The sequence below is a fragment of the Thiobaca trueperi genome (assembly GCF_004342175.1).
Taxonomy (GTDB): Bacteria; Pseudomonadota; Gammaproteobacteria; order Chromatiales; family Chromatiaceae; genus Thiobaca; species Thiobaca trueperi.
In genome coordinates, this window is the sequence record NZ_SMAO01000003.1 from 371,061 (window position 1) to 397,114 (window position 26,054).

A 26,054-nucleotide genomic window follows, 5' to 3' on the forward strand; every position below is an offset into this window, starting at 1 on the left:
TAATTTCAATGGACAGGATTAAAAGGATTGCTCAAGATTGACAAGATTAAAAACAATGACTTGAAAATCCTGTTAATCCTGTCTATTTGATGCGCTCACAGGTATAAATTTTTCAGGGACTGGCTATTCCTTGGTCACCCGGTTGAGTTCTTCCAGGCTGATGAGCCCGGCCTTGACCTTGCGCAGACCGGACTGCCGCAGATCCGAAACGCCTTCGCGTCTGGCCTGATCCGCCAGTTGCATGGCGTTGCCGCCTTCGAGGATCAGACGCGAGATTTCATCCGAGACCTTCATGACCTGAAAGATGCCGATGCGACCCCGGTAGCCCTTGGTGCACTGATCACAGCCAACCGGCCCGTAAATGGTCAGACCTGCATCGATCTCGGCATCGGTGAAGCCTTCTTCGCGCATCGCCTCGCGCGGCAGATCCAGCAGTTTCTTGCAATGCACGCAGAGTTTCCGCGCCAGTCGCTGGGCCATGATCAGCAGGACCGAGGAGGCGATGTTGAAGGGCGCGACGCCCATGTTGGCAAGACGGGTCAGGGTCTGCGGTGCATCGTTGGTATGCAGCGTGGAGAGCACCAGATGGCCTGTCTGCGCCGCCTTGACCGCGATCTCGGCGGTTTCCAGGTCGCGGATCTCGCCGACCATGATGATGTCGGGATCCTGGCGCAGAAAGGCGCGCAGAGAGGCGGCGAAGGTGAGTCCGGTCTTGGGGTTGAGATTGACCTGATTGATGCCGGGCACCTGGATCTCGACCGGATCCTCGACGGTGGAGATATTGATGTCCGGCTGATTCAGAATATTGAGCGCGGTGTAGAGCGAGACCGTCTTGCCCGAGCCGGTAGGACCGGTGACCAGGATCATGCCATAGGGCTTCTTGATCGCGCCAAGAAAGGCCTCGCGCTGTTCGACCTCGAACCCCAGCGCCTCGATGCCGACCTGCGCCGAGGATGAATCGAGGATTCGCAGGACGATCTTTTCGCCATAGACGGTCGGCAGGGTGTTGACGCGGAAATCGATATCGCGGTTACGGCTCAGTTTGAGCTTGATGCGTCCGTCCTGAGGCACGCGGCGCTCGGCGATGTTCATGCGCGACATGACCTTGAGACGCGAGGTCAGACGGTTGGCGAGATTGAGTGGCGGACTGGCGACCTCGCGCAGCATGCCGTCCTGACGGAAGCGGATCCGATAGGATTTCTCGTAGGGCTCGAAATGGATGTCCGAGGCGCCGGCGCTGATGGCATCGACAAGGATCTTGTTGATGTAGCGCACGATGGGCGCCTCATCGATATTGGCGTCCGACTCGGCGCGCTGTCCGTCGTCATCGTCATCACCGGCCGCAATGTCGAGCTTTTCCAGATCCGCATCGGCGAATTCGCTGATGGTCGTGGTGTCCTGCGCATTGATCGCCGTTTCAATGGTGGCGTTGAGCTTGTCCTCCTCCACCAGAATGGCGTCGGTGGCAAGCCCGGTATTGAAGCGGATTTCTTCGAGCGCCTGATCGTTGGTGGGATCGGAGACGGCGAGGAAGAGCCGGTTGCCCCGGCGCAGCAGCGGCAGGGCGTGGTGCTTGCGGATCAGGCGCTCATCGACCAGATTGAGCGGCAGGGTGCTGAGATCGAGGGCGGCGAGATCGAGCAGCGGGACACCGAATTCATGCGAGGCGGCAATGGCGATATGCCGGCTGTCGAGCAGCTTCTGCTCGACCAGATGCCGCACGAAGGGTTTGCCCTGACGGGCGGCCTCCGCGTAGGCGGTCAGCATCTGAGGCTCCGAGATCAAATGATCCCGCACCAGACCCAGAGCCAGTCCTGAGGGTTTGATTTTGGCTTGATCCGTTGACATTAGGCTGCCTGTCCTGTCATGCCGTTGCGAATGATGGGCCGAGACCGCGTCCGGTCAAGGCCGTGCGGACCCATTGCCGGCCCCATGCGGTTGAGCCAGATATAAAGCGCAGCTGAACCGCAAAGAACGCAAAGGATGTCAGAATCCGGTTCGGTTGCCAGCGTCACCCGATGGGTCAGTCAAAGCCGCATCCTGCCGTTCTTCGTATCCTTTGCATCTTTGCGGTTCAAACCACATGGGATTATCGGTTTACCGAAAAGGCCAGCCTGACATTCTTCGCCACTAAGCCGTTGTCTTTCTGCTCGCTCTCGTTGACATAGAATTCCAGCACCGTTTCGCGGTTCATCAGCAGATCCTCGCTCACGTCTTCAGCCAGTTCGTTGGCATGACAGAAGATGCTGGTGTAGGGCGATTCCGCTTCACGCGGATCCGTGACCCAGAGATGCGGCGAAATGCGATCCATGATACGCAGAAAGCCGTAACCCTTGTCGGTGAACCATTTGGTGCAGACCCCACGCACGCAGGAACCGGGCTTGCCCCATTCGTTGCGGGGCTCGTAGGAAATCGGCAGCAGATCAGGGATGAGAAACCCGGAATAGAAGGCATCGACTTCCTGCTGGAGCTGGCGTGAGACATTCTTGAAGCCGATCAGCTCGACCCGGCAGCCGGTATTCTGGAGGGCTTCAACCACTTGCAGGAAATCGCCGTCACCGGTGACCAGCACCACCTGTTCCAGTTTATTGGCCTGCAACATGGCGTCCACCGCCATGTCCAGATCCGCATTCGCCTTGGTGGTCACGTTGCCGGCTTCGTCGGTGTAGCGGCGTACCAGTTTGACACTGATCTTCCAGCCGAAATCGCGGACCATCTGCTGGTAGGTCTGCGCCTTTTTCCTGTAATCCAGATCCTCGCGCGCCCGTTCGGCGTCGAAGGCCATGTATGTATTGAGTCGTTGCAGCACTCCGCCTTCACGGGCGGCGAAACGGCGCAGCACGTCATAACGCATCTGATAGCCGCCGTTGTAACGCACGTTTTCAGCATCGACAAAGACGCCCACTCGAAAATTTGAACCCAAGGTCAAGCCTCATTGATTTGAGATAATGATTAAATCCGTCCATTCCGCGCATCGGGGCACTTCCCTGCCGACAACATGGAGTCAGATAAACATCTGATTTCAGGCCAGGAATGCCCGCCGTCGTCAAATGTGGCGGGCATCCCGGAGCTGGCGCCGATTACTGGTTGGCGCGATTGTCGATCAGGTCGTTCACCACGGTCGGATCTGCGAGCGTCGAGGTGTCGCCCAATGAGTCGATTTCATTGGCGGCGATCTTGCGCAGGATGCGGCGCATGATCTTGCCCGAACGGGTCTTGGGCAGACTGGGTGCCCACTGGATGATATCGACGATGGCGATCGGGCCGATCTCGTTGCGCACCATCGCCACCAGTTCCTTCTTCAGCGCATCGGTCGGTTCGATGCCGGCCATCGGGGTGACATAGGCATAGATGCCCTGACCCTTGAGGTCGTGCGGGTAGCCGACCACGGCGGCCTCGGCGACATCCTTGTGCAGCACCAGCGCGGATTCGATCTCAGCGGTGCCCAGACGATGGCCCGACACGTTCAGCACGTCGTCAATGCGTCCGGTGATCCAGTAATAACCGTCAGCATCGCGGCGCGCGCCGTCACCCGTGAAGTAATACCCCGGATACTGCTTGAAGTAAGTATCGACATAACGCTGATGATCGCCGTAGACCGTGCGCATCTGGCCCGGCCAGGGCTGGGCGATGACCAGCGCACCTTCGCCAGCTCCCTCGATCAGGGTGCCCTCAGCCGGATCGACCAGTGCCGGCACGACGCCGAAGAAGGGAAGGGTGGCCGAGCCGGGCTTGAGTGCCGTGGCGCCCGGCAGCGGGGTGATGAGGTGTCCGCCGGTCTCGGTCTGCCACCAGGTATCGACGATGGGGCAGCGCTCGTCGCCGACCACACGGTGATACCACTCCCAGGCTTCGGGGTTGATCGGCTCACCGACCGAGCCCAGGATGCGCAGCGATTGACGCGAGGTCTTCTTGACCGGCTCCTCGCCAGCGCGCATCAGCGAGCGGATGGCGGTGGGCGCGGTGTAGAAGATATTGACCTGATGCTTATCGACCACATCCCAGAAGCGCGACATGTCGGGATAGTTCGGGATCCCCTCGAACATGATCGAGGTCGCGCCATTGGCCAGCGGGCCATAGACGATATAGGTGTGACCCGTGACCCAGCCCACGTCGGCGGTGCACCAGTAGATCTCGCCTTCCTGATAATCGAAGGTGTACTTGTGGGTCATGGCGGCATAGACCAGATAGCCGCCGGTGCTGTGCAGCGCACCCTTGGGCTTGCCGGTGGAGCCGGAGGTGTAGAGGATGAAGAGCGGATCTTCCGCGTCCATCTCTTCGGGTGCACACTCGGTCGCGGCGGCGGCGATGGACTCGTCGTACCAGATGTCGCGGCCATCGATCCATTCGACCGGGCCGCCGGTGCGCCGCACCACGATCACGGTTTCGACGTTCGGGCACTCCAGCATCGCCGTGTCGGCGTTCTTCTTCAGCGGAATGTGACGTCCGCCGCGCACGCTCTCGTCGGAGGTGATGACCAGCTTGCACTCGGAGTCGAGCACGCGGTCGCGCAGCGAATCGGGCGAGAAGCCGCCGAAGACGATGGAATGCACGGCGCCGATCCGGGTGCAGGCCAGCATGGCGACGGCGGCCTCGGGGATCATCGGCAGATAGATGCAGACGCGGTCGCCCTTCTTGACGCCGCGCGACTTGAAGACGTTGGCCAGACGGCAGACCTCTTCATGCAGTTCGCGGTAGGTGATCTTGCGATCCACCTCGGGATTGTCGCCTTCCCAGATGATGGCGACCTGATCGCCACGGGTCGCCAGATGACGGTCCAGACAGTTGTAGGAGACGTTGAGCTTGCCGCCATCGAACCATTTGATGTGCAGGTCGTCAGCCTTGAAGCTGTAATCCATGACCGAATCCCACTTTTTGGACCAGGTCACGAACTGCTCCGCCTGATCTCCCCAGAACCCTGCCGGATCATCAATCGAGCGTTGATACATGGCGGCGTACTGCTCGGCGTTGATATGGGCCTTGGCGGCAATCGCCGCTGGCACGGCATAGATCTTTTCTTCCGACATACTGGTCATCTCCTCAGCTCTGGGTGGTGTTGTGTTGGGCGCCGACGGACAGCGGGATCTCGATTTCCGCGATCCATAGCCCGGTTGGTCAGAACGTCAATAGTAAACCTTCGCTCTATCCGCATCTAGCTGGAACATTTGGGGGCAACGGGATCCGGCATCGTTGGCGCATTGCTGGCGACAGAGATCGCGGGCAACAGCGGCGCAGTGTAGTCTTCAACCGATCGTCGGGGCGCCATCCACCGCACATCACGCATATTGAGCCGTTTTTCAATCAATCGCCATGCAACCGAATGACACTATCGCATCGACCAGCACCAACGTGATGTCTCGCCGACGAGTCAGGCTTCACACCCTGGGTTGTCGTCTCAACGAAGCGGAACTGGAGGACTGGGCGCAGCGTTTCCAGGCGCAGGGCTTTCTGATCGTCGATGACGACGAGCCGGCTGACCTGATCGTTGTCAACACCTGCGCCGTGACCCAGGAGGCGGCGCGCAAATCGCGGCAGATCCTGCGGCGCGCCCATCGCACCAATCCGGGCGCGCGACTCATCGTCAGCGGTTGTCTGGCGACCCTGGAGGCCGAGGCGCTGGCCCGCGAGGCCGGGATCGATCTGGTGGTCGGCAATACCAACAAGGAGCGGCTGGTGGAAATCGCGCTCACGACCCTCGCCATTCCGGCGATGCCGGAACTGGCGATCACGGACATCGCCAGTTCGCTCTTCATGCGCGGTCGCCAGCGCGCCTTCGTCAAGGTCCAGGACGGCTGTCGCTATCAGTGCACCTTCTGCATCACCACTCAGGCGCGCGGCGCGGAGCGCAGTCGTCCGCCAGACGAAACGATCACAGCGATCAGGCGTCTGCATCAGAGCGGCATCCAGGAGGTCGTGCTGACCGGCGTCCATCTCGGGGGCTACGGCAGCGATACCGGCAGCGATCTGGTCAGACTGGTGGTGCGGATTCTCGCCGAAACCGACATCCCGCGTCTGCGTCTGGGCTCGCTGGAGCCCTGGGATCTGCCGGATGTCTTCTGGACGCTCTTCGCGGATCCGCGTCTCATGCCCCATCTGCATCTGCCGCTCCAGAGCGGGTCGGATGCCGTGCTGCGGCGCATGGCCCGACGCTGCAAGACCGGTGAATTTGCCCGGCTGGTTGACGGCGGGCGCGCGGTGGTGCCGGATCTGAACGTCACCACTGACATCATCGTGGGATTTCCGGGCGAAACGGCGGACGACTGGCGCCAGACCCTTGAATTTGCCGAGCGCATGCGCTTTGGACAGATCCATGTCTTCGCCTATTCGCCACGCGCCGGAACATTGGCGGCCAGACTTCCGGGGCGGGTGGACGCCGCCGTCAAGCGGCAGCGCTGTCAGGAGCTTCAGACCCTCGCCGGGCGGATGAAAGAGGAGGTCATGCGCGAACAGATCGGCAGGCGGATGCGCGTGCTCTGTGAAGGCGCGTCCGACATGGAGCAGTCCGGCGTGCGCTTCGGTTATACGCCCAACTATCTGCCGGTTCAGGTCATGACGGACAGCTTCCCGCCCACCGGCAACCGCCTGCTGGATGTCGTGCTCACCGGTCTGGACGCCAGCGGCGGGAGACTGCTGGGACAGGCGCTCGGCCAGATTGATTTTTAAGGCTATTGATTGGAATCAGTTAAACCGCGCAGCTACTGAGGCCGGTGAGATCCCCAGGGCTAAACACAGTCTGAAAATGACGTTTGTCGCACTGTGCGCGGTTTAACCGACCACCCGATCCCGTCCGTCCGTTTTCGCCTGATAGAGCTTGCGATCCGCCAGCTCAACGAATTCGTCGAGTTCTTCCCCCTTGTATTGCTGGACACCGCCGCTGATGGTCACCCGCAGCGCCGGCTGGGACCATTGCAGAGACTTGATGACGGCGCCGATGCGTTCCGCGACCTCCAGAGCTTCCGGTGCGCTGGCATGGGGCAGGATGACGAGGAATTCCTCGCCGCCATAGCGACCGGCCACATCGACCTCGCGCAGACAGCCCTTGAGCGCGCTGGCGACCTGGATCAGCACCTCGTCGCCGACCCCGTGCCCGAAGGTGTCGTTGACCTGTTTGAAGTGGTCCAGATCGAACAGAAAGATCGAGAGCGGATGGTGATAGCGTTTGACGAGGTCGACTTCCTTGGTCAGCCGCAGATAGAGATAGCGCCGGTTATAAATGTTGGTCAGCCCGTCGGTGAGCGAGGCCGAACGCAGCTCGTCCTGGATCGTCTTCAGCTCGGTGACATCCGCCAGCGAGATAAGCTGACTGGGCACGCCTGAAAATTGCAGTGGAATCGCTGACACCAGCGCCCAGCGCGGTGTGCCGTCGGCGGCGGGGATGGGCGTTTCGCGCGGTTCGCTGACATCCGTTGGCAGGCCGGCGGCATAGAGCGTCAGCCAGAGCTCGCTGGAAAAATGTTCGCTGCCGTCTTCGCGCAGATCAAGATACGCCTTGGCCGCGCGATTGGCCTGACGCAACCCGAGCTGACCGTCCTCATTGAGAACCATGGGGAAGGGCGCGGCCTCGAAGACGCTGCGCAGATTGGATTCGCTTTCGCGCAGACGGCGCAGGAGTCGGTCGGTTTCCCACCAGGCGAAGCTGATCAGACATAGAAAAACGACGCCGACCCAGAGCAGGTTGACCCGGACATCGTTCAGCAACTGCTCCAGAAACGCCGGATTGGAATAACAGGTGGCGATGCCGATCAGCAGACGATCCTGCGGATGATAAAGCGGGATGTGGGCGACGAAACACTCTGCGCAGTCATCCCGTCCCTGGACCAGATCGAGATTCCCGCCGGGGGCGTCGAACAGGTCGTAATCGATGGTCAGGGCGATGCCCTCGATGAATGGCTCGCGCGTGGACTGATCCTTGATGAGCAGCATGCCATCCAGGGTGGTCTGTAACTCGTTGCGCAGACGCTCCGCCGGGAGACCGCTGCCCAGCAGCCGTTCGATGCTCTGCGCCTGCGCCTGCGCCAGTGCGCTCGCGCGGCTTTCGGCCTCGGCGCGCAGGGTCGGCTTGAGCACCAGGAACCAGTGCAGGGCGATCACGATGGCAAGCGTCAGACCGAGCAAACCAAAAATGAGTGCCAGATTGCGCTCGAATTTGAGCGAGCGACGATGGCGGGCAAACGCGGTTTTAGTCATGTTGCCGCGCCACCTGCAAAAAAAAGGGTTTGAAACGAATCCGGGCGCGTTGCGCCTGAGTCAGGTTGATGTAAGGCAGAATCCGGTCAGCGACATAGAGGCCGGCGACGGCGCCCGCCTCCACTTCGCCATCGAAGGGTGAAAACACCAGTACCTGATAGCGTTCGGACCAGGCCCGCAAATGCCTGGAACCCAACCCCACGCTGGCGACAAAAATGGCGCTCACTTCAGCCTCCCTGTCTTCATCAAGCGCCGTCACGGACAGCGCCTTCGCGTTCAGTGTCAGACCACGAACCCTGCCGATTCCGTTGAGACTGGTCACGGCCTGTCTGGCGGCCGCATCAGATCCTTCGTAGACCACCAGCACCTGCAGCGAGCCATCTGACGTGAGCCGGTCTTCAAGTGATTCCACGGCGCCGAGACAGGCGGGAAAGATCTTGAGTCCGACGCGAAAGCGTTGCTGCTCCTCCTCCCAGAGTGTTGGCGTCTGCGCGAGCGCAGCTGGCGGCAGGCTCACCAGACCGCCGGTCAAAGAGAGTAAACAGCACAGCAGACGGGCGAGTTGCTTCGTACCCGCCAGCAGGCGTGGATCAGCGATCAAAAGGCGTAAGCGACCGACAGCCATGCCTGACGACCGGGACGCGGATAGTCGTCCGGCATGAAGCGCCGGGGGCCGACGAAGGATTGATCCGGATAGGCGAACTCGGTGTCAGCCAGATTTTTGAATCCGAGGGTGGCATAGGGGCCGGTCGGCGAAGGGCGGTATTGGAACGTCAGATCCAGCAGGACGTAATCCGGGAGCGGATCGCGCGGATCATAGTCGGCGCGGGCGCGTTCGCCGACATAACGGGTCTGCAGGGCGGTGGTCCAGCCCGCGACCGGACGCCACAGCAGGGCCAGATTGGCGAGCAGATCGGTGCCGCCCTCCAGTACCTCGTCCGTATCCAGACGCCGCGCGTCCACATAAGAGGCATTGGCGTCCAGTTTGAGATCGCGCGTGATGTTCCACTGCAATTCCAGCTCGACCCCGCGCAGTTCGGCATCGGCGCTGTTGATGAAACCGACTCCGCCATAGGCGACCGTGACCGGGCGTTCCAGCTCCGTGTTGAAGGCGGTGAGACGCGCCTCCCAGCGTGGCTGCTTCAGGATATAGCCCATTTCATAGGTGGTGACGATGCTGGTCTTGACCGGATCGCCGGCGGGATATTCCAGATCATGGAAGGACGGCGGACGGAAGGCGCGGGCATATTGCAGCTTGAGGATATTGTGATCGTTGAGCCGCCAGACGCCGGCCAGACGCGGACTGGCGAAGGCGCCCACGTCGCTGTAATCGTCGAGTCGCAGGGTCGCGGTCAGATCGATGTGATCGGTTACGCAGAACTGATCCTGCATCAGTGCGCTGAGCATCCGTCGGTTACGATTGGTGTCCCAGCGTTCCGTGGGCGGTTCGAGCATCTCCGCACGAGCGGCCTCCAGGCCGAGCAGCAGTTGATGACGGGTGTGCGGCTGCCAGTAGAGATCCGCTGCAACCTTGTAACGGGCCTCGTCCATACTCTGCTCAAGATAGTAGGGCTCCTTGAGCCCCATGATGCCGGCGGGAAACAGAAAAAGATCGCTGGTGTGCTCGTGTCGCCAGGCCTCGACGCGCAGATTGGCGCGCAGGGTGTCGGAGAACGTCAGGTCATGGGCGATGCGCCCGGTGACGAAACGCTGCTCGTTGGCCAGGCGGTCATCGTTCGGCGGCAGATAATGATGAGCGCCGTAATAATCGCCGTATTCGTCGTTCAGGATCTGGAGCGAGGCGACCGTCGCGCCCCAGTTCAGATTGACCAGGAGACTGCCGTAGCGGGACGTTTCGTTCGATGGGCCGGGGGCATTGGAGAGCGTCGTGCGACCGATATTAGAGAGCGCGTCCCGCTCGACCCAGGCGCCGTTCTCGCTCCGCACGCCAGCCAGATTGATCGAGAGCGCGAGATCGCGCGCCTGATCCTCCCAGAACCAGACGCCGCCGCCGCCCGCGCCCCCGACCTCCCCGATCTGCGCATGCACCCGTCGTTCGCGCTGGCGGCTGATGACATTGACCACACCGGCATAGGCGAACTCGCCATAGATGGAGGCGCCCGGTCCACGGATGACCTCGATGCGCTCGACCTGCTCAATGGGCAGATTGAGCAGCGCATTGGCCGTTCCCATCGACGACGAATTGAGCGAGACCCCGTCGAGCATGAGCTTGATATTGCCCGAGGTATAACCGGAATAGCCGACGCCCCGGCTCAACACCTGACGTTCACCGGTCATTTCCAGTCCCTGCGCCATCCCCGGCACCAGCGACAGCGCCTCCCAGACGGTGCGTGCGCCGCGCAGCAGCAAGTCGTCGCCGGCCAGGATGGTAGCCATGCCGGGAATGAAGTCCGCATTCATGCCGCTGCGGGTCGCCAGCTCGGTCTCGTTGTTCAGCAGCGACAGCAGGTCGTGAAGCTGTTCATCCTCTGCCGCTGTCTCGGCGGCGAATCCGGCGTCGGACAGACACAGCAGCGTCGCCCCTAAAAAAAGGGAGTGGAAGGGCAGCCATCGCGACGGACCAATCCGAGCCGGCAAGGCATCGGGGAGCAACTGAAGACGAGTGCGGGCAACCGGGATGGAAGGAGCCATATCTCAGGTGTTTCGGCTGGTTGATGCGGAGCGCGAACACTACATGATGAGCGTCCGGTGAGCCAGCATCAAAAAGACTGATTCCGCTCGGCCCGGCAGCGCATGTTCACTCCAGAAAGGCCATGACGCGCGCAGCCAGACCACGTCCATCGACCACCGAGAGCGTGACATAGCCGGGGCCGTCCGGTATCCAGCGGGCAGAGCGGGCGAAAGGCTCGCGGGCAATTGGCAGCCCATTGGCAAACCAGGTGAAAGGTGGAGTGCCGCCGCGCACCTTGAGCACCAGATTGACCGCCCGGCTGTCGGTCTGTGGTGCGTTCGATTGAGCGGACAGGCCCAGGTCGATACGGGAACCAGCGGGAGGGTAAGCGATTTCCGGAGGATTTTCGGTAATGCCGGCCACATTTTTTTGGCGCGCATCCAGTACACGCCGCAATGGTGGCGGCAGATCGGCTGAGGTGGCGGTCAGGATCCCAGGCGGCGCAGGGCGCAGCGGGACACGCGGCCCCAGACGGGCGAAGGCATCGAACAGGATTGGCGCGGCGGCATCAATGCCGACCAGTCCCGGCACCGGCGCGCCGTCCGCCCGCCCCGTCCAGACGCCGATCACGTGGCGACCGTCGAAACCGATGGCCCAGGCATCGCGATAGCCGTAAGACGTCCCGGTCTTGAAGGCGAGATGGCCGGACAGTGCGTGGACTGGCGCGGGTGCCCCGGCGAGAATGGACGCCACCGACCAGGCCGCCCGCTCATCAAGCACCGTCGCGGTCAAGGCCCCTCTCCCTTCGCGGGAGAGGGGTTGGGGAGAGGGAGAGAAGGGGCCGGAATGGCTAAGTGGTTTTTGAACCGTGACCAGCGTTTCACGCAACTCGACCGCTGCCCCGCCACGCGCGATGGCGGCATAGAGCCGCACCAGATCGGTCAGGGTCACGCCGACTCCGCCGAGCCCGATGGCGAGTCCCGGCGGCGAGAGATCCGGAAGCTGGGGCCGGACCCCGGCGCGACGCATCCGCGCCACCAGACGGGCCGGGCCAACGGCATCCAGCAGCCTGATCGCCGGGATGTTGAGTGAGAGTTGCAGCGCCCGGCGCACCGTCACCGTGCCCTGAAAATCGCGATCAAAATTGGTCGGGACATAGCCGGCAAAACCGCTCGGTCGATCCTCGATCAGACTCTCGGGATGGGCGACGCCATCCTCGAAGGCCAATCCATAGATCAAGGGTTTGAGGGTCGATCCGGGCGAACGGACGGCGCGGGTCATGTCGATGTAACCGCGTCGGCCATCGTCGAACAGATTCGCCGAACCGACCGAGGCCAGGATTTCACCGCTGCTGTGATCGACGGCGAGGATGGCGACCGAGACTTTGTCGCCCAACACGGGTGCGCGTTCGGCAGCCAGCGTTTCCAGACGGCGTTGCAGCCCGGCGTCGAGGGTCAGATGCCGGGTCGCCAGTGTCGGGTGGGCGCGATGCTGACGCCAGGTGAGATGCGCGGCGAGCATCGGAAAAGGCCGGCGCTGGCCTGGCACCGGCTCGCGCAGTGCAGCGGCCAGCTCAATGTCGTCGATCACCCCGGACGTCTTTGCGCGCACCAGAATCCGGTCGCGCGCCCGGCGGATTGCCGCCGGATCGCGATCCGGGCGGCGCGTCTCCGGCGCCTGCGGCAGGGCGACCAGCAGCGCGGACTCGGCGGCGGTCAGGCGTCGCGGTTCTTTGCCGAGCCAGGCCAGCGAGGCCGCGCGCACCCCTTCGAGATTGCCGCCGAATGGGGCGAGGGTCAGATAGGCGCTCAGAATGGCGTCCTTGTCCAGCCGACGTTCCAGCGCCAGCGCGGCGCGGATCTGATGCAGCTTGCCGGACACCTGCCGGGTCGAGCCGCCATCCAGCAGTCGCGCCAGTTGCATGGTCAGGGTCGAGCCGCCGGAAACGATGCGCCCGTTGCGCAGATACTGCCAGGCGGCACGGACGAACGCGCGCGGATCGACGCCGGCATGGTCACGGAAGCGGCGATCCTCAATGGCGATCAGCATGTCCAGATAGGCGGGATCGATCTCGTCCAGGCTCACCGGCAGGCGCCAGCGCCCATTCGCGACCGTGAAGGGACGCAGCAGATGCCCGTTGCGGTCGAGAATCTGGGGGGAGGTGACGGGGCGGGTGTCGGGGAGTGCGGTCGCGGCGATCAGCGAGTCGAAGCCGATGCGCACGGACAGCATACAGACGGCCAGCAGGCCAACCACAATCAGAAAATGCCGGATCTTAGGCATGTGACACCAAGGGTGCGGGACGGGGTACATACCTCGTCCCGCTTGGGATGGCTTCCATCCTCAGCGTCCCGGCTCGCGCACCTCCACCGTCGTCGTCCCGGTCCAGGCCCGCTGCTGGGGTCGATACATATCCTCCACCGTCGCCGCCGGGTGGGCGAAGACGCCCGGCGAGACGGCGCGCAGCCGGTAGGCGAGCTGGAATTGCTGGCGCGATCCCGACTCGCGGTCGATGGCGGCGACGAAGCGGTCGGCGCGGAACTCGGTGTGCGCCGCCTGCTCTTCCAGACCCAGCCACTGGATACCGGCGATGTCGCCGGCCTTGATCAGGTTCGGGTTGTCGATCTCGAAGCCGGCCGGGAGCGGGTCATTGACGATCAGCCGCGCCTGTCGCGATGCATCTGCCGTGACCGTGATGATGGCCACCAGACGTTCGCCCTGCGCCACGCCGGAGGGCTGGACGCGCCGCCCGTCGAGATCGTAATAGGCGCGTTCGATGCGATAGCCATTGCCGCCCGCCGGCTCCGGTGTCAGCGGCACACCCGTCACCGTCACCAGCGCATCCAGGGTCTGCGGGCCGCGATTCTGGACGGCCAGCGGTTGCGCGGCGAGCGTCTCTGCCGCCAGCCGGCGATAGAGCGCGCCCTGCATGGGCTGACCGTCGATGGCCAGCTCGGGCTGATCCGCGCCCTTGGTCAGCGCCTGAGCGGCGAGCAGGAGCCAGGCGTTGTCCTGGGTGCTGGTATAGCCGGCGGCCGACCATTGCTCGCCGAGACGCGCGACCAGCGCACGGCGATCCACCGCCTCGCTCCCGGTCTCGGCAGCCAGGGTCAGCAGCGCCGCGCCATCGCGCAGACTGGAGCCGAAATCGGCGCGCCAGGTGCCATCATCGGTTGCGCCAAAATTCCTCTGCGCCTCAGCAAAGACCCGGTCGGCGCGCGGGCGGTCGCCATAGAGCGCCAGCCCGGCGCCAAGCTGGGCCTTGGCCAGCGGTGTGGCGAAGGCGTCGAGCCTGGTGTCGGCGTAATAACGCAGATCGCCGATGGCGGCGCGTCCATTGCGGGCCAGCACATAGAGCGCGTAGGCGATGTCCTCGCCGCCCGAGCTGAAGTCGGCGGCATAGCTCAGACGGTTGCGCAGGTTGTCGAGCGCCAGATTGAAGGCGACATCCGGCACCGCATAGCCCTGCTCGCGGGCGCGGGTCAGGAAATCGGTGACATAGGCGTCCAGCCAGCCGTCGTTGCCGCCGCCGCCCCAGAGTCCGAAACTGCCGTCGCTGCCCTGATTGGTCAGGATCTCGCCGATGGCGGTCTGCACCCGCTCCTTCACCTTTTCGTCGCCGTCGAGGCCGACCGCACGGGCGACCTCGTCCAGATAGAGCAGCGGCAGGGCGCGGCTGGTCAGTTGCTCGGTGCAGCCAAAAGGATAGCGGTCCAGCGCCATGAGCAGACCCGCGACATCCAGCCGACTGGCACCGCCGATTGACACCAGCAGCGAGCCGGTGCCCGGCACCCGGTCAGACAGCAGGCTCGCGTCCAGATGCAGTTCGACGCCGGGCGTCAGCTCCGACAACCGGGTGCGCGAGGTCGGCGGGGCATTGGAGCGCACCGGAATGGTCAGGGTCTTGAGCAGATCGCGTCCATCCGGGGCGCGCAGATTGATGGTCAGACGATCGTCGCCGACGCCAAGCGCCTCGATGGGCACCGTCACCTGGGCGCGTCCGCCTTCGGCCAGGGTCAGCGACTGCGTGGCGCGCTCGTCCGGGATACGGGTGTGACCGCCGTCCGTCGCGACGCTGAGATCGACCGCGCCCGCCGGTCCCTCGACATGCGTCAGATTGACCAGCAGTCGCGAGCGGTCGCCGGGTGCGAGGAAACGCGGCAGCGCGGCGGAGACCACGACCGGGTCACGCACCAGCAGATCGCTGACCGCGTGCCCGACGCCGGTGGCGGTCCAGGCCATCGCCATGACGCGCACCGTGCCGTTGAAATCCGGGATGTCGAAGGAGACGACCGCCCGCCCCTGAGCATCCAGCCTGACGATGCCCGAATGGAAGGCGACCAGTTCCTCGGTCGGCGGCGGTCCCTCCAGCTTGAGCAGCGAGCCGTCGCCGCCCGAGCGCACCACGCCTGGCACGCCCTGCATGCGGTCGATGAGCTGGCCGTAGAGGTCGCGGATCTCCATGCCGAGCTGGCGCTGGGCGAAATACCAGTCATCCGGTGCGGGCGGCTGATAACGGGTGAGATTGAGGATTCCGACATCGACCGCCGCGACCGTGACATAGGCGGTCTGGCCGGCAGCGAGATTGCCGACCGCGACCGGGATCTCGATGGTCTGACGCGGGCTCACGGTGCCTTGCAACGCGGGCGGCAGATCGAGCCTGAGATCGAGCCGACGCTGTGCCGGATCGACTCCGGCCCAGGTCAGACCGATGGCGCGTGCCGGCATGCGTTTGGCGGCGAGATCCATTGGACGGTAGAGCGTGGCCGTGACATAGGCGCCCGGACCCCAGTTCGCCGTCACCGGCAGCTCGACGGTCGCCCCGGACTCGGGCACCTCGACAGCGCGCATCTCGATCAGCCGGTCGTCGATCACCATGACCAGCGCCAGACCGGGGAAACGCGGTTCGATGCGCACCTTGGCCTTCTCGCCGATCCGGTACTTCTCTTTATCCAGCGAGACCTTGAGCAGGTCCGGGGTATCCTGCGCCTGCGGGGCGACATACCAGCCGGCCTCGAAGTCCAGATCGGCCGGCAACACCCTGCCATCCGGACCTTCCAGCACCAGACGATAGGCGCCCCAGCCCACCCTGGACTCGATCCGGCCTGCATCTGCCACACCGGTCGCCAGGGTGCCGTCGGCGACCCGCTGACTGGAGACGATGGGTTCATAGTCCCAACTGCCGTCCGATTCGTACCACTGGAAACTGGTGGTCAGACGCGAGAGTGTCCAGCGCACGCCATCGAGCACGATGCGCTGCCCATCCGGGCCGATGGCGATGACCTCGAAGCGGGCATTGCCACCGTCCTCCACCGAGCCGTCGAACAGCGGTTTGACGCCGATGCGCGCCAGCTTCGAGGCCACCGGCAGCGTCAGCGAACGCTCGACCGGACGCCCGTTGTCGTCCACCACCTGCACCTGAAGACTGGCCTCCAGCAGCTTGCTGGTGGGCGCCAGCTCCGGGAGCGTCAGGGCTACCTTCGCCTTGCCGGCGTCATCGGTCGTGGTTGCCGCGAGCGGGCCGCCGACCGGCTCGAACGACTCGCTCTCTAAGCCGAAGCGATAACCGGGGAAGGCGGACAGGCCCGTCGCTGGCTTCAACTGGATCTCACCCTCGACCGCCAGCCCGGCGGCGGGCGCGCCATAGAGAAAGCGGGCGTCCAGATCGATATCCGGCGGGTCGTCCGGATCGATGCTTGGGAGACGGCTGGCGAGATCGAAGGTCAGTCGCTCCGGTTCGAAGTCTTCCACCAGAAAGGACAGATCGGCGAGCGACGGTCCTTTGGGATCGCTGTAGATCGATGCCTGCCAGGTGCCGCGCATGGCAGTGCGGCTGAGTGTGACATCGGCCTGATGTCCGCCCGCTCCCTGATCCTGAGTCAGTTGACGCAGATGTTCCACACCATCGGGGCGTTTGACGACCAGCGTGATGGGCAGATTCGGCACAGCGACAGCCCTGGCGTCGCGGATCAGCGCCGTCAGATGCACGGTCTCGCCGGGTCGGTAGGCACCGCGCTCGCTGACCAGATAGACATCGAGCGGCTTGGGCGAGGGACGGCCATCGACGCCCCGGTCGCTGAGATCGAAGGGCGTCTGGGTGAGATCGAGAAAGGCATAGTCGCCATCCGGTCCTTCGGCCACCAGCAGGGCCGGCGCATTGCCGCCGGTCCCGCGCAGCAGACCCGGATCGAAACGGGCATAGCCTTTGGCGTCGGTGGTCGCGCGTCCGAGGATCTCGTTATTGGTCGCCATCAGCCGCACTGCGACCCTGCCGACCGGCCCGGCGCTCGACAGCGAGCGTACCAGCGCATGCAGACCGTCGTTGCCGGCGAAGGTCGTCAGACCCAGGTCCGAGACCACGAACCACTGAGTCGCCTGGGTGTCCTCATCGCTCTTGGCATTGCGTGCCCTGGCGGTCATGGCATAGGCGCCCGGCTTGAGATCCGCGATCACCGCGCCGACCGGAATCGCGGTGGTCACGTCGCGATTGAGCTCGGGTTTGATCTCGACCGAGCCCTTCCAGATCGATTCGCCGAGCCGGTCGGTGATCTGTTCGGCATCCCACTGACCGAGCTGTTTGCGGAAGGTGCCGTCCGCAATCGCCTGGATCAGCGCGCGGTCCCCGATGCGGTAGACCGTCGCGTCGATCAGATCGGTATTGACCGAGACCACTGGAATCGCCGCCTCGCCGCCCTTGGGCAGCACATAGGCGCGACCCAGGAAACGCACCGCAGGCGAGCGGTCGCGCACATAGATGTCCAGATCCGAGCCCTTGATCAGGGTCTCGCCGTCCGCCGAGGGCAAGCCGGCGCGCACCAGCACCCGATAACGCTCGCCATGTGTGACGCCATCGATACAGATCTGCCGGGCTTCGGCTTCAATCGGCAGATCGGTGCGGTCGGCGACCCGCACGAAGTCGGTCAGATTGGCGCGATTGCGGGGCAGGGGATCGCTGAACTGGAGACAGATGCGCGGACTGGCGGCGTCCGAATCGACCTCATGCCCGGTGACGCGAAAGCCATGCTCGGCGACCAGTTGCTCATAGGTGGCGCGCACCTCGCTGGACTCGACCAGCGCCAGCGCGGCGCGCAGGGTGCGGATCGCCGGTCGCCATACTTCGCGGCGGCTGAAGGTGCGTCCCAGCAATTCAAGCGCGGCGGCGCGCTCGTCGGCGTTGTTCGAACGCAGATAGGCATTGATGGCGGCTGAACTGGCGTCCTGCTTGAACCGCTGCTGGGTCTGCCAGTCGTCCGGGCGTGCCGCGAGCGCGGATCCGGCCAGATTCAGCCAGAGTGAACGGTCTTCAGGATCCAGGCGCAGCGCACTGGCATAGAGATCGGCGGCGCGCTGCGGGTTGCTGGCGCCTGTTGCGGCGCGCGCCTCGGCGATCAGCGCCGCGCGGCGTGCGGTCGGCGGCGGTACCCGAGCGATGCGCTCGGTCAGCAGACGCGCCTCGGTCAGTTCGCGCGGGGGCAGAAAGCTCAGATCGGCCTGCCGGGTTGGCGCCAGCTCCGGGGGCGTCATCGATCCAGCGACGATGTGTCCCGAAATGGCGCCATCGAAGGGGCGCTGCTCGCTGAAACTCTCTTTTAGAAAGCACCAGCCGGCCTTGACGTTGAAGGTGAATGCCTGACAGCGGCGGTCGTCGCGACAGGCCGCTTTGCAGTCGTCCAGGCCGATGTCCTTGATGGTCTGATAATCGCTGCCGAAATAATCCATGCCGGGGTTGACCGCGAGGGTGCGGTCAGCGGCGGGTGCCGCACCTGTGAGTCCGGGGATGAGCAGGATTGGCAGAAGAACGAGCAGCGGGACGGGCCTGAAACCGGACATGGCGATAACCCTGTGGTCAGTGATCCTGATGCGGCAACTCTAGTGCCTCGTTCGTCACAGGTAAAGTCACCGCGATGACGCCCGGATCAAAATTGGATGGATGGCGCCAGCGTCGGAACGGGCGGCCGGTTTGGTCCTGGAAAATCGAACACCATTTGATCAGTTCGATGCATTTCCCTTAACACGCAGTTTAGGTAAGGGTTAAGATCGCAGGGCTTGAAAAAAATCGATGGTCTGTCGCGTGGAGCGGTTCGGCCATCGGCCATTCACCACAACACACCCTTAACAGGAGGGTTCGTCGTGTCCAACTCTGCGAAACAAAGTTCATTTCTGCTTGCGTTGTTGCCGCTCGTGATTCTCTATGCCGGTGCTGCGGTCCTCGTGGTGCTGTCCCGCGATGGCTTGGGCGGCATGGTCCAGTATTGGGAATTCTTCGTCCCGGTTGTTGCCGTCATCTCGCTGATGTCCGGCTGGGGACAGGCCTATGTGAATGGTAATTCGCGTCTCATGTATCTGATCAAACAGGTCATCATCTGGGGTCTGCTGATCGCGATCCTCTGGATGTTCCAGACGCTGGGCATCACCTCCGCCCTGGGCGATCAGAAATATGCGCTGGTGCTGCTCGCGCTGCTGGTTCTGACCGCGATTGCCGTCGGGCTCTCGCTCGATTTCAAACTCTTCTTCTTCGGTCTCTTCCTGGCCGCTGGCGCCTATCTGCTGGCCGTGCCGGCTGACACCACCATTTTGACCAAGGTTGGCGAGATCTTCCGGATCGCCGATCCGCAGAACAAGCCGCAGACCATCGTGGTCACGATGGCCCTTGTGGGTTTCGTGCTCAGCGCCTTCTTCCTCATCAGCGTCCGTGGCGCCATCATGGCCAAGCGGATCCGCGCGAAGTAAGACTGCGCCCGAGGTCACCTGCACCCTCGCCTTCGGGCGGCGGTGCGGGCTGCTGCACCGTCCATTGCTTCAGAGGATGGGCGAATTTGCATTCAGACAGGATCAACGACCTGTTTTTACCCTGACAGTCCTGTCAAAAACATGCTCATCACTCAGCATGCCTGCTCAGATCAAACCCTTTGAATACCGCTTCATCATCCGTCTTCACGATACGGATGCCGCCGGGCTGCTCTTTTTCGGCCATCTGTTCCGCCACGCCCACGATGCCTGCGAGTCATTCATGGCCGGGATCGGCTTCCCGCTGGACCGGCTGATTCAGGACGGACAGATCCTCCTGCCGCTGGCCCACGCCGAGGCCGATTACCGTCTGCCCCTGCGGCACGGCGACACGGTGCGCGTGCTGGTCGGGATTGCGGAGATCCGACGGCGATCCTTCGCCATCGACTACCGTTTCATCAACGACGGGGATCAGGTGGCGGCGACGGCGCGCACCGTGCATGTGCTCGTCAGTCCTGACCAGCTTGCAGGCGCTGTCAGCGGCGACCGACGCCCCGACAGAGAGACGACAGACACCGATGCCCTGCCAGCACCACTGCGCACGGCGTTGTCAGCCTATCTTGGAAAATTTCAGGCAGGATGAACAGGATTGAAAACAATGGCTTGAAGAATCCTGTCCATCATGAAAAATCCTGTTAATCCTGTCCCTTAAAATTTGGCATCCAGCCAACTCACGCCCCGGCAGCGGCCTTCTGCTCCGCACGCGCCCGGTGCATCAGGATATTGAGCATCCGCATCGTGGCGCCAACTGCCGCGAAGACCTGGTTGGCGTGGACGCCACGGGTGCGCAGTTCGCCCGCTTCGGTCTCCCAGGCAATGCTGCACTCGGTCAGTGCGTCGGTTCGTCCACCTTTGGGGATGCGCACCTCGTAATCGATCAGGGTCGGCAGGGCGAGTCCGCGCTTTTTCGCGAGCTTGGCGAGTGCGCTGACAAAGGCGTCGAAACCGCCGTTGCCGCTGCCGACGGCGGTATAGATCTCATCGTCCAGGCGCACCCGGATGCTGGCGGTCGATTCCAGATCGAGCGTCGAGGCGATGGAGCAGGCCAGCAGCTCGGCATGGTTGTAATCCTTGCTCTCCAGCACCTCGGCGATGATGAAGGGTAGGTCCTCGGTGGTGATGGTCTTTTTGGAGTCGCCCAGTTCGACGATACGCTTCAGCACCTTGCGCTGATTCTCTTCCGAGAGATCGATATCGAGCCGTTCCAGGTTCTTCGCCAGCGACGCCTTGCCGGCCAGCTTGCCGAGCGCGTATTTGCGCCGTCGGGCGAAGCGTTCGGGCGAGAGCCGGCTGTGATAGAGACTGCCCTTTTTGTCGCCATCGGCGTGGATGCCGGCGGTCTGGGTGAAGACATCCGCGCCGACGATGGGCGCGTTGTCGGCGATGCGCTTGCCGGAGAAATATTCGACCAGCTCGCTGATCCGCGCCAGATGGGTCTCGTCGATGCCGACCTCGAACCCGAGCTGATCGCGCAGATTGACCGCAACCTCGGCCAGCGAGGCATTGCCGGCGCGCTCGCCGAGACAGTTGACCGTGCAATGCACCGCCGCCGCGCCAGCCTGCGCAGCGGCGAGCACGTTGGCGGTCGCCAGTCCGTAATCATTGTGCGGATGAAAGTCGAATTTCAGTTCAGGGAAACGCCCGACCATGTCTGAGACGGCGGCAAAGACCCGCTCCGGGGTCATGACGCCGAGCGTGTCGGGCAGCATGAAATGACCGATCCCCACATCGGCCAGACGCTCGACCAGTCCGAAGACATAATCCGGGTTGTCGCGATAGCCGTTCGACCAGTCCTCCAGATAGAGATTGACCGCCAGCCCGCGTGTCCGGGCGTGGGCGATGGTGGTGCGGACATCGGCGACATGCTCATCGAGCGTCTTGCCGAGCTGGCCGCGACAGTGCTTTTCACTGCCCTTGGCGAGCAGATTGATGACCCGCCCGCCGGCATCGGCGATCCAGTCCACGCTCTGCCCGCCATCGACAAAACCCAGCACCTCCACCCGTTCAGCCAATCCCCTGGCGCGCGCCCAGTCGATGATCTGCGCCAGCGCCTCGGCCTCGCCGCTGGAGACCCGCGCCGAGGCGACTTCGATGCGGTCAACCCGCACCAGTTCCAGCAGCGCCTTGGCGAGATTGACCTTTTCATCGGGCGAAAACGACACGCCCTGAGTCTGCTCGCCGTCGCGCAGGGTGGTGTCCATGATCGGAAGATAGCGAGTGGATTCGCTCATGTCGGCACCTCCAGGACGGATTGCAGATGGCCTTTGATGGCCTCGGGCGTGGCATCGAGTTCGACGCAGCGCGATTCCTTCTCCAGCAGCCCCAGGAGCGACGGGGGCGGCGGTGCCTCCTGTCCGATGGCCTCGCGCACCGCCTCGCCGAACTTGGCCGGATGGGCGGTCGCCAGACAGACACAGCCCGGCAGATCCTGCGCGGCCCGCACCCCGACCGCCGTGTGCGGACAGAGAATGTAGCCGCTGGACGCGAAGGTCGCGCGGATCTGGTCCAGGGTCTCGGGATCGCTCACGGCGGCTGCGCTGAAATCGGCCTGAACCTGCGCATGACGGGCGGGATCGACCGACAGCCGTCCGGTATCCTGCAGATCGCCGAGCAGGGCGCGCACCTGAGCCGTGTCGCCGTCGTGGAGATGATAGAGATAACGCTCGAAATTGGAGGCAAGCTGGATGTCCATCGCCGGACTCAGGGTCTGATGGACCCTGTCTTCGATGGCATAGACGCCGGTTTTCACGAAGCGGGTCAGGATGTCGTTGCGGTTGGTGGCGATCACCAGCCGCTCGATCGGCAGACCCATGCGCCGCGCGAGATAACCGGCGAAGACATCGCCGAAGTTGCCGGTCGGTACCGAGAAACTGACCGGCTGCGCGGGATCGCCGCCGCTGACCCGACCCCAGGCATAAAAGTAATAGACCGTCTGTGCCAGGATCCGCGCCCAGTTGATCGAATTGACCGCGCCGAGCCGGTAGGCCGACTTGAAGGGCAGGTCATTGAACAGCGATTTGACCACGCGCTGGGCGTCGTCGAAGGTGCCCTGTACCGCGATGTTGTGGACATTGGCGTCCAGCACCGTGGTCATCTGGCGTTCCTGGATCGGTGAGACCCGGCCCTTGGGATGCAGGATGAAGATCTGGATCCGCTCCTTGCCGCGCACGCCATAGATGGCCGCCGAGCCGGTATCGCCCGAGGTGGCGCCGACAATGTTGAGTTGGCTGCCGTCGCGCGCCAGGAGATACGCGAAGAGATTCCCGAGCAACTGGAGCGCCACGTCCTTGAAAGCGGCGGTCGGGCCGTGAAAGAGTTCGAGGATCCGCTGGCCGCCGGTCTTGATCACCGGCGTCACCTCGGGATGGGTGAAGGTCGCATAGGAGCGGTCAATCAGGGCGCGCAGATCGGCGCGCGGGATCTCGTCGCCGACGAAGGGCGTCAGGACTTCGAGCGCCAGATCCTGAAACGACAGACCGGACCAGGCGCGCAGGGTCGCGGCGTCGAGTTGGGGAATCTCGGCCGGCACCAGGAGACCGCCATCGGTGGCGAGCCCCATCATGACCGCATCCGCAAAGCCGATGGGGGCGATGCCGCCCCGGGTGCTCAGATAATGCATGCTGTTCTCTGTACGAAGTCATCAAAGTCGGAGGGTGACGGTTGTTGCCGTCCGGACGTGCTGCAAGTGGTCCAGAGTAAGAAACCCGGCGGGGAATGGCAACCAGGCTTACCTGAGCCTGACTCACGCATGACGTCACAGGTCGGCATTGTGACGGTTTTTCAATTCTGTTGATTGATGAATGCGTTTTTCAGTCGTTGACAGGATGGTGATCCGCCGAGAGAATGTCCTCAGTCCGCCCACATCACAACAAAGAAGGCGGACGCACCAGAAGAAATAAAATGCTGGAGGACACCGTGGCAATTTCACTTCCCGCTCAAAGTAGCGGCGGGGAGTGTCGTCTCTGCGTCATCCAGATTCATTCCCGATCATGCAAATCTGTATGGAGTGACATGGCATGACTCCCGATAAACGCGCGGATTACTGGAGGGCGAACCTACGCCTGCTGGCAATACTCCTGACTGTCTGGTTCATCGTTTCCTATGGCTTCGGCATCCTCCTGGTGGAGCCGCTGAATGCCGTCTCGCTCGGCGGTTATCCGCTGGGATTCTGGTTTGCCCAACAGGGTTCGCTCTATATCTTCGTGGCGCTGATTTTCATCTATGCCGCGATGATGAACCGGCTCGACGAGGAATTTGATGTCGGCGAGGACGGTGGCTCGGGGCTTGCCTCGTCATCCCACCCCATGACTGCCGGGACGCCGCCAGCGCATGACGCAAGCGATCACCCGACAGACCCGCGTGCGGAATACTGGAAGGCCAATCTGCGTCTGCTGGCCATCCTTCTGACCATCTGGTTCATCGTCTCCTATGGCTTCGGGATCATCCTGGTGGAACCGCTGAACGCCATCTCGCTCGGCGGTTATCCGCTCGGCTTCTGGTTTGCCCAGCAAGGCTCGCTCTATCTCTTCGTGGCGCTGATTTTCATCTATGCCGCGATGATGAACCGTCTCGACCAAAAATTTGACGTTAGCGAAGACTGAGGAGACATCCAGCCATGACAGCACTCGAACTCTGGACTTACAGCATCGTCGGCACGACCTTCGCGATGTATATCGGCATCGCCATCTGGTCGCGTGCCAAATCGACCAGTGAATTCTATGTCGCTGGCGGCGGCGTTCACCCGGTTGCCAACGGCATGGCGACGGCGGCTGACTGGATGTCAGCGGCATCCTTCATCTCCATGGCTGGCATGATTGCCTTTGGCGGTTATGGCGCATCCGTCTTTCTGATGGGCTGGACCGGCGGCTATGTGCTGCTCGCGCTGCTGCTCGCGCCTTATCTGCGCAAATTCGGCAAGTTCACGGTGCCGGAATTCATCGGCGACCGCTATTACTCCAACTCGGCGCGCGTGGTCGCCGTGGTCTGTCTGATCCTCGCCTCGGTCACTTACGTCATCGGTCAGATGACGGGTATCGGCGTGGCCTTCTCGCGGTTTCTGGGTGTCAGCTACGAGATGGGCATCCTGATCGGCATGGGCATCGTCGCCGTCTACGCCATCATGGGCGGCATGAAGGGCATCACCTATACCCAGATCGTGCAGTATGTGGTGCTGATCCTGGCCTACACCATCCCGGCGATCTTCATTTCCCTGAACCTCACCGGTAATCCGATCCCGCAGCTCGGTCTCGGCAGTACCTATATCGGCGATGACGCCGGTCTCTCCCTGCTCGGCAAGCTCGACCAGGTCGTGACTGACCTCGGCTTCAAGGAATACACCACCCAGGTGCTGGGCAGCTCGCTCAACATGTTCGTCTATACCCTGTCGCTGATGATCGGCACCGCCGGTCTGCCGCATGTCATCATCCGTTTCTTCACCGTGCCCAAGGTCCGGGATGCGCGTTATTCCGCCGGCTGGGCGCTGGTCTTCATCGCCATCCTTTACACCACGGCACCGGCGGTCGGCGCCATGGCCCGTCTCAACCTGATGAACACCATCCAGGTCGGCCCGGTCGGCGAGGAAGCCAGCAATCTGGTCTATGACGAACGCCCGGAATGGTTCAAGCGCTGGGAGACCACGGGTCTGCTCAAGTTCGAGGACAAGAACGGCGACGGACGCATTCAGTACTACAACGACGCCAATCCGGAATTTGCCGCCAAGGCGGAGGATCTGGGCTGGAAAGGCAATGAAATGGTGACGGTCAACAACGACATCATGGTGCTGGCCAACCCGGAAATCGCCGCCCTGCCGAACTGGGTCATCGCGCTGGTGGTCGCCGGCGGTCTCGCCGCCGCGCTCTCCACCGCAGCCGGTCTGCTGCTCGCCATCTCGTCATCGATCTCGCATGACCTGCTCAAAGGCGTGATGATGCCGACCATTTCGGAGAAGAACGAGCTCATGGCCGGACGACTCGCCATGATCGCAGCCATCGTGCTGGCCGGTTATCTGGGTCTGAATCCACCGGGCTTCGCGGCGGGAACGGTCGCCATCGCCTTCGGTCTGGCGGCCTCGTCGATCTTCCCGGCGATCATGCTCGGCATCTTCTCGAAGCGCACCGGCAACATCGGGGCCATTGCCGGCATGATCACCGGCGTGACCTTGACCCTGCTGTATGTGTTCCAGCACAAGGGCATCTTCTTCATCAAGGGTACCGAGTTCCTGATGCCCGAACTGGGCATGGGCGCCAACTGGTTCTTCGGCATCACGCCCGAAGCCTTCGGTGCAGTGGGCGCGCTGGGTAACTTCATCGTCGCCATCGTCCTGTCCAAACTCACGGCACCGCCTCCGGAGCACATTCAGCATCTGGTCGAGGATGTGCGCATCCCGCGTGGTGCGGGGGTTGCGACCGGGCATTGATCCGGCTGCTGTAAGCCCTGATCGTTCGCTGGC

General features: G+C 63.1%; 15 protein-coding genes and 1 pseudogene. 6 read left to right on the plus strand and 10 right to left on the minus strand.

Translation table 11 applies throughout. From position 1 onward, the window contains the following. Nucleotides 1-123 precede the first annotated feature (123 nt). From pilB to acs, 3 genes are all read right to left on the minus strand, one after another. On the minus strand, nt 124-1,848 hold the full coding sequence (gene pilB / locus EDC35_RS07535; protein ID WP_132976624.1) for a type IV-A pilus assembly ATPase PilB: 1,725 nt from the start codon (nt 1,846-1,848) through the stop codon (nt 124-126). A 241-nt stretch (nt 1,849-2,089) separates the two neighbouring features. Further along, entirely contained in the window at nt 2,090-2,923 is an 834-nt protein-coding gene (locus EDC35_RS07540) for a LabA-like NYN domain-containing protein (protein WP_132976625.1), read from the minus strand. Between the two features lie 157 nt (nt 2,924-3,080). Continuing rightward, nucleotides 3,081-5,027, minus strand: coding sequence for an acetate--CoA ligase (acs, locus tag EDC35_RS07545; protein WP_132976626.1), 1,947 nt, complete (start codon nt 5,025-5,027; stop codon nt 3,081-3,083). A 325-nt stretch (nt 5,028-5,352) separates the two neighbouring features. On the opposite strand from acs, the gene mtaB reads away from it, so the two are divergent. Continuing rightward, nucleotides 5,353-6,663: a tRNA (N(6)-L-threonylcarbamoyladenosine(37)-C(2))-methylthiotransferase MtaB gene (gene mtaB, locus EDC35_RS07550; RefSeq protein WP_132976627.1), complete on the plus strand. Its 1,311-nt coding sequence runs from the start codon at nt 5,353-5,355 to the stop codon at nt 6,661-6,663. Nucleotides 6,664-6,765: 102 nt separating this feature from the next. Here mtaB and EDC35_RS07555 read toward each other — a convergent pair whose 3' ends face one another. The 5 genes from EDC35_RS07555 to EDC35_RS07575 form a co-directional block, all read right to left on the minus strand. After that, nucleotides 6,766-8,187: a GGDEF domain-containing protein gene (locus EDC35_RS07555; RefSeq protein WP_132976628.1), complete on the minus strand. Its 1,422-nt coding sequence runs from the start codon at nt 8,185-8,187 to the stop codon at nt 6,766-6,768. Beyond that, nucleotides 8,180-8,788 carry a YfiR family protein gene (locus tag EDC35_RS07560; protein ID WP_243651516.1) on the minus strand — a complete coding sequence of 203 codons (609 nt, stop codon included), beginning with the start codon at nt 8,786-8,788 and terminating at the stop codon, nt 8,180-8,182. Before EDC35_RS07560 ends, EDC35_RS07555 begins: the two co-directional genes overlap by 8 nt. Then, nucleotides 8,785-10,839, minus strand: coding sequence for a TonB-dependent receptor plug domain-containing protein (locus EDC35_RS07565; protein ID WP_132976630.1), 2,055 nt, complete (start codon nt 10,837-10,839; stop codon nt 8,785-8,787). Before EDC35_RS07565 ends, EDC35_RS07560 begins: the two co-directional genes overlap by 4 nt. Nucleotides 10,840-10,945: 106 nt before the next feature. Then, nucleotides 10,946-13,102, minus strand: coding sequence for a penicillin-binding protein 1C (pbpC, locus tag EDC35_RS07570; protein ID WP_132976631.1), 2,157 nt, complete (start codon nt 13,100-13,102; stop codon nt 10,946-10,948). Between the two features lie 60 nt (nt 13,103-13,162). Then, nucleotides 13,163-18,649 (minus strand): alpha-2-macroglobulin family protein, encoded by a 5,487-nt coding sequence (locus EDC35_RS07575; RefSeq protein WP_132976632.1) that lies wholly within the window; start codon nt 18,647-18,649, stop codon nt 13,163-13,165. Between the two features lie 300 nt (nt 18,650-18,949). Here EDC35_RS07575 and EDC35_RS07580 point away from each other — a divergent pair, with 300 nt between their 5' ends. Beyond that, a complete protein-coding gene (locus EDC35_RS07580) occupies nt 18,950-19,549 on the plus strand; it encodes a hypothetical protein (RefSeq protein ID WP_132976633.1) in 600 nt (199 codons plus the stop codon). Between the two features lie 157 nt (nt 19,550-19,706). Beyond that, nucleotides 19,707-20,189: an acyl-CoA thioesterase gene (locus EDC35_RS07585; RefSeq protein ID WP_132976634.1), complete on the plus strand. Its 483-nt coding sequence runs from the start codon at nt 19,707-19,709 to the stop codon at nt 20,187-20,189. Nucleotides 20,190-20,277: 88 nt separating this feature from the next. Here EDC35_RS07585 and EDC35_RS07590 read toward each other — a convergent pair whose 3' ends face one another. Both EDC35_RS07590 and thrC read right to left on the minus strand, forming a co-directional pair. Continuing rightward, nucleotides 20,278-21,837, minus strand: coding sequence for an alpha-isopropylmalate synthase regulatory domain-containing protein (locus tag EDC35_RS07590; RefSeq protein ID WP_132976635.1), 1,560 nt, complete (start codon nt 21,835-21,837; stop codon nt 20,278-20,280). After that, the gene (gene thrC / locus EDC35_RS07595) at nt 21,834-23,225 is read right to left on the minus strand and encodes a threonine synthase (protein ID WP_132976636.1); all 1,392 of its coding nucleotides are present in this window, start codon (nt 23,223-23,225) and stop codon (nt 21,834-21,836) included. Before thrC ends, EDC35_RS07590 begins: the two co-directional genes overlap by 4 nt. Nucleotides 23,226-23,622: 397 nt before the next feature. Here thrC and EDC35_RS07600 point away from each other — a divergent pair. The 3 genes and pseudogenes from EDC35_RS07600 to EDC35_RS07610 form a co-directional block, all read left to right on the plus strand. Next, nucleotides 23,623-23,877: pseudogene (locus EDC35_RS07600) on the plus strand (DUF4212 domain-containing protein); the annotation flags it as partial. A 33-nt stretch (nt 23,878-23,910) separates the two neighbouring features. Next, the gene (locus EDC35_RS07605) at nt 23,911-24,207 is read left to right on the plus strand and encodes a DUF4212 domain-containing protein (RefSeq protein ID WP_132976759.1); all 297 of its coding nucleotides are present in this window, start codon (nt 23,911-23,913) and stop codon (nt 24,205-24,207) included. Nucleotides 24,208-24,221: 14 nt separating this feature from the next. Continuing rightward, the gene (locus EDC35_RS07610; protein WP_132976637.1) at nt 24,222-26,021 is read left to right on the plus strand and encodes a sodium:solute symporter family protein; all 1,800 of its coding nucleotides are present in this window, start codon (nt 24,222-24,224) and stop codon (nt 26,019-26,021) included. Nucleotides 26,022-26,054 lie beyond the last annotated feature (33 nt).

Coding starts and splice junctions, on each gene's coding strand:
- pilB (WP_132976624.1), bottom strand. CDS start 1,848: ATGTCAACGGATCAAGCCAAAATCAAACCCTCAGGACTGGCTCTGGGT.
- acs (WP_132976626.1), bottom strand. CDS start 5,027: ATGTCGGAAGAAAAGATCTATGCCGTGCCAGCGGCGATTGCCGCCAAG.
- mtaB (WP_132976627.1), top strand. CDS start 5,353: ATGTCTCGCCGACGAGTCAGGCTTCACACCCTGGGTTGTCGTCTCAAC.
- EDC35_RS07555 (WP_132976628.1), bottom strand. CDS start 8,187: ATGACTAAAACCGCGTTTGCCCGCCATCGTCGCTCGCTCAAATTCGAG.
- EDC35_RS07565 (WP_132976630.1), bottom strand. CDS start 10,839: ATGGCTCCTTCCATCCCGGTTGCCCGCACTCGTCTTCAGTTGCTCCCC.
- pbpC (WP_132976631.1), bottom strand. CDS start 13,102: ATGCCTAAGATCCGGCATTTTCTGATTGTGGTTGGCCTGCTGGCCGTC.
- EDC35_RS07575 (WP_132976632.1), bottom strand. CDS start 18,649: ATGTCCGGTTTCAGGCCCGTCCCGCTGCTCGTTCTTCTGCCAATCCTG.
- EDC35_RS07585 (WP_132976634.1), top strand. CDS start 19,707: ATGCCTGCTCAGATCAAACCCTTTGAATACCGCTTCATCATCCGTCTT.
- EDC35_RS07590 (WP_132976635.1), bottom strand. CDS start 21,837: ATGAGCGAATCCACTCGCTATCTTCCGATCATGGACACCACCCTGCGC.
- thrC (WP_132976636.1), bottom strand. CDS start 23,225: ATGCATTATCTGAGCACCCGGGGCGGCATCGCCCCCATCGGCTTTGCG.
- EDC35_RS07605 (WP_132976759.1), top strand. CDS start 23,911: ATGACTGCCGGGACGCCGCCAGCGCATGACGCAAGCGATCACCCGACA.
- EDC35_RS07610 (WP_132976637.1), top strand. CDS start 24,222: ATGACAGCACTCGAACTCTGGACTTACAGCATCGTCGGCACGACCTTC.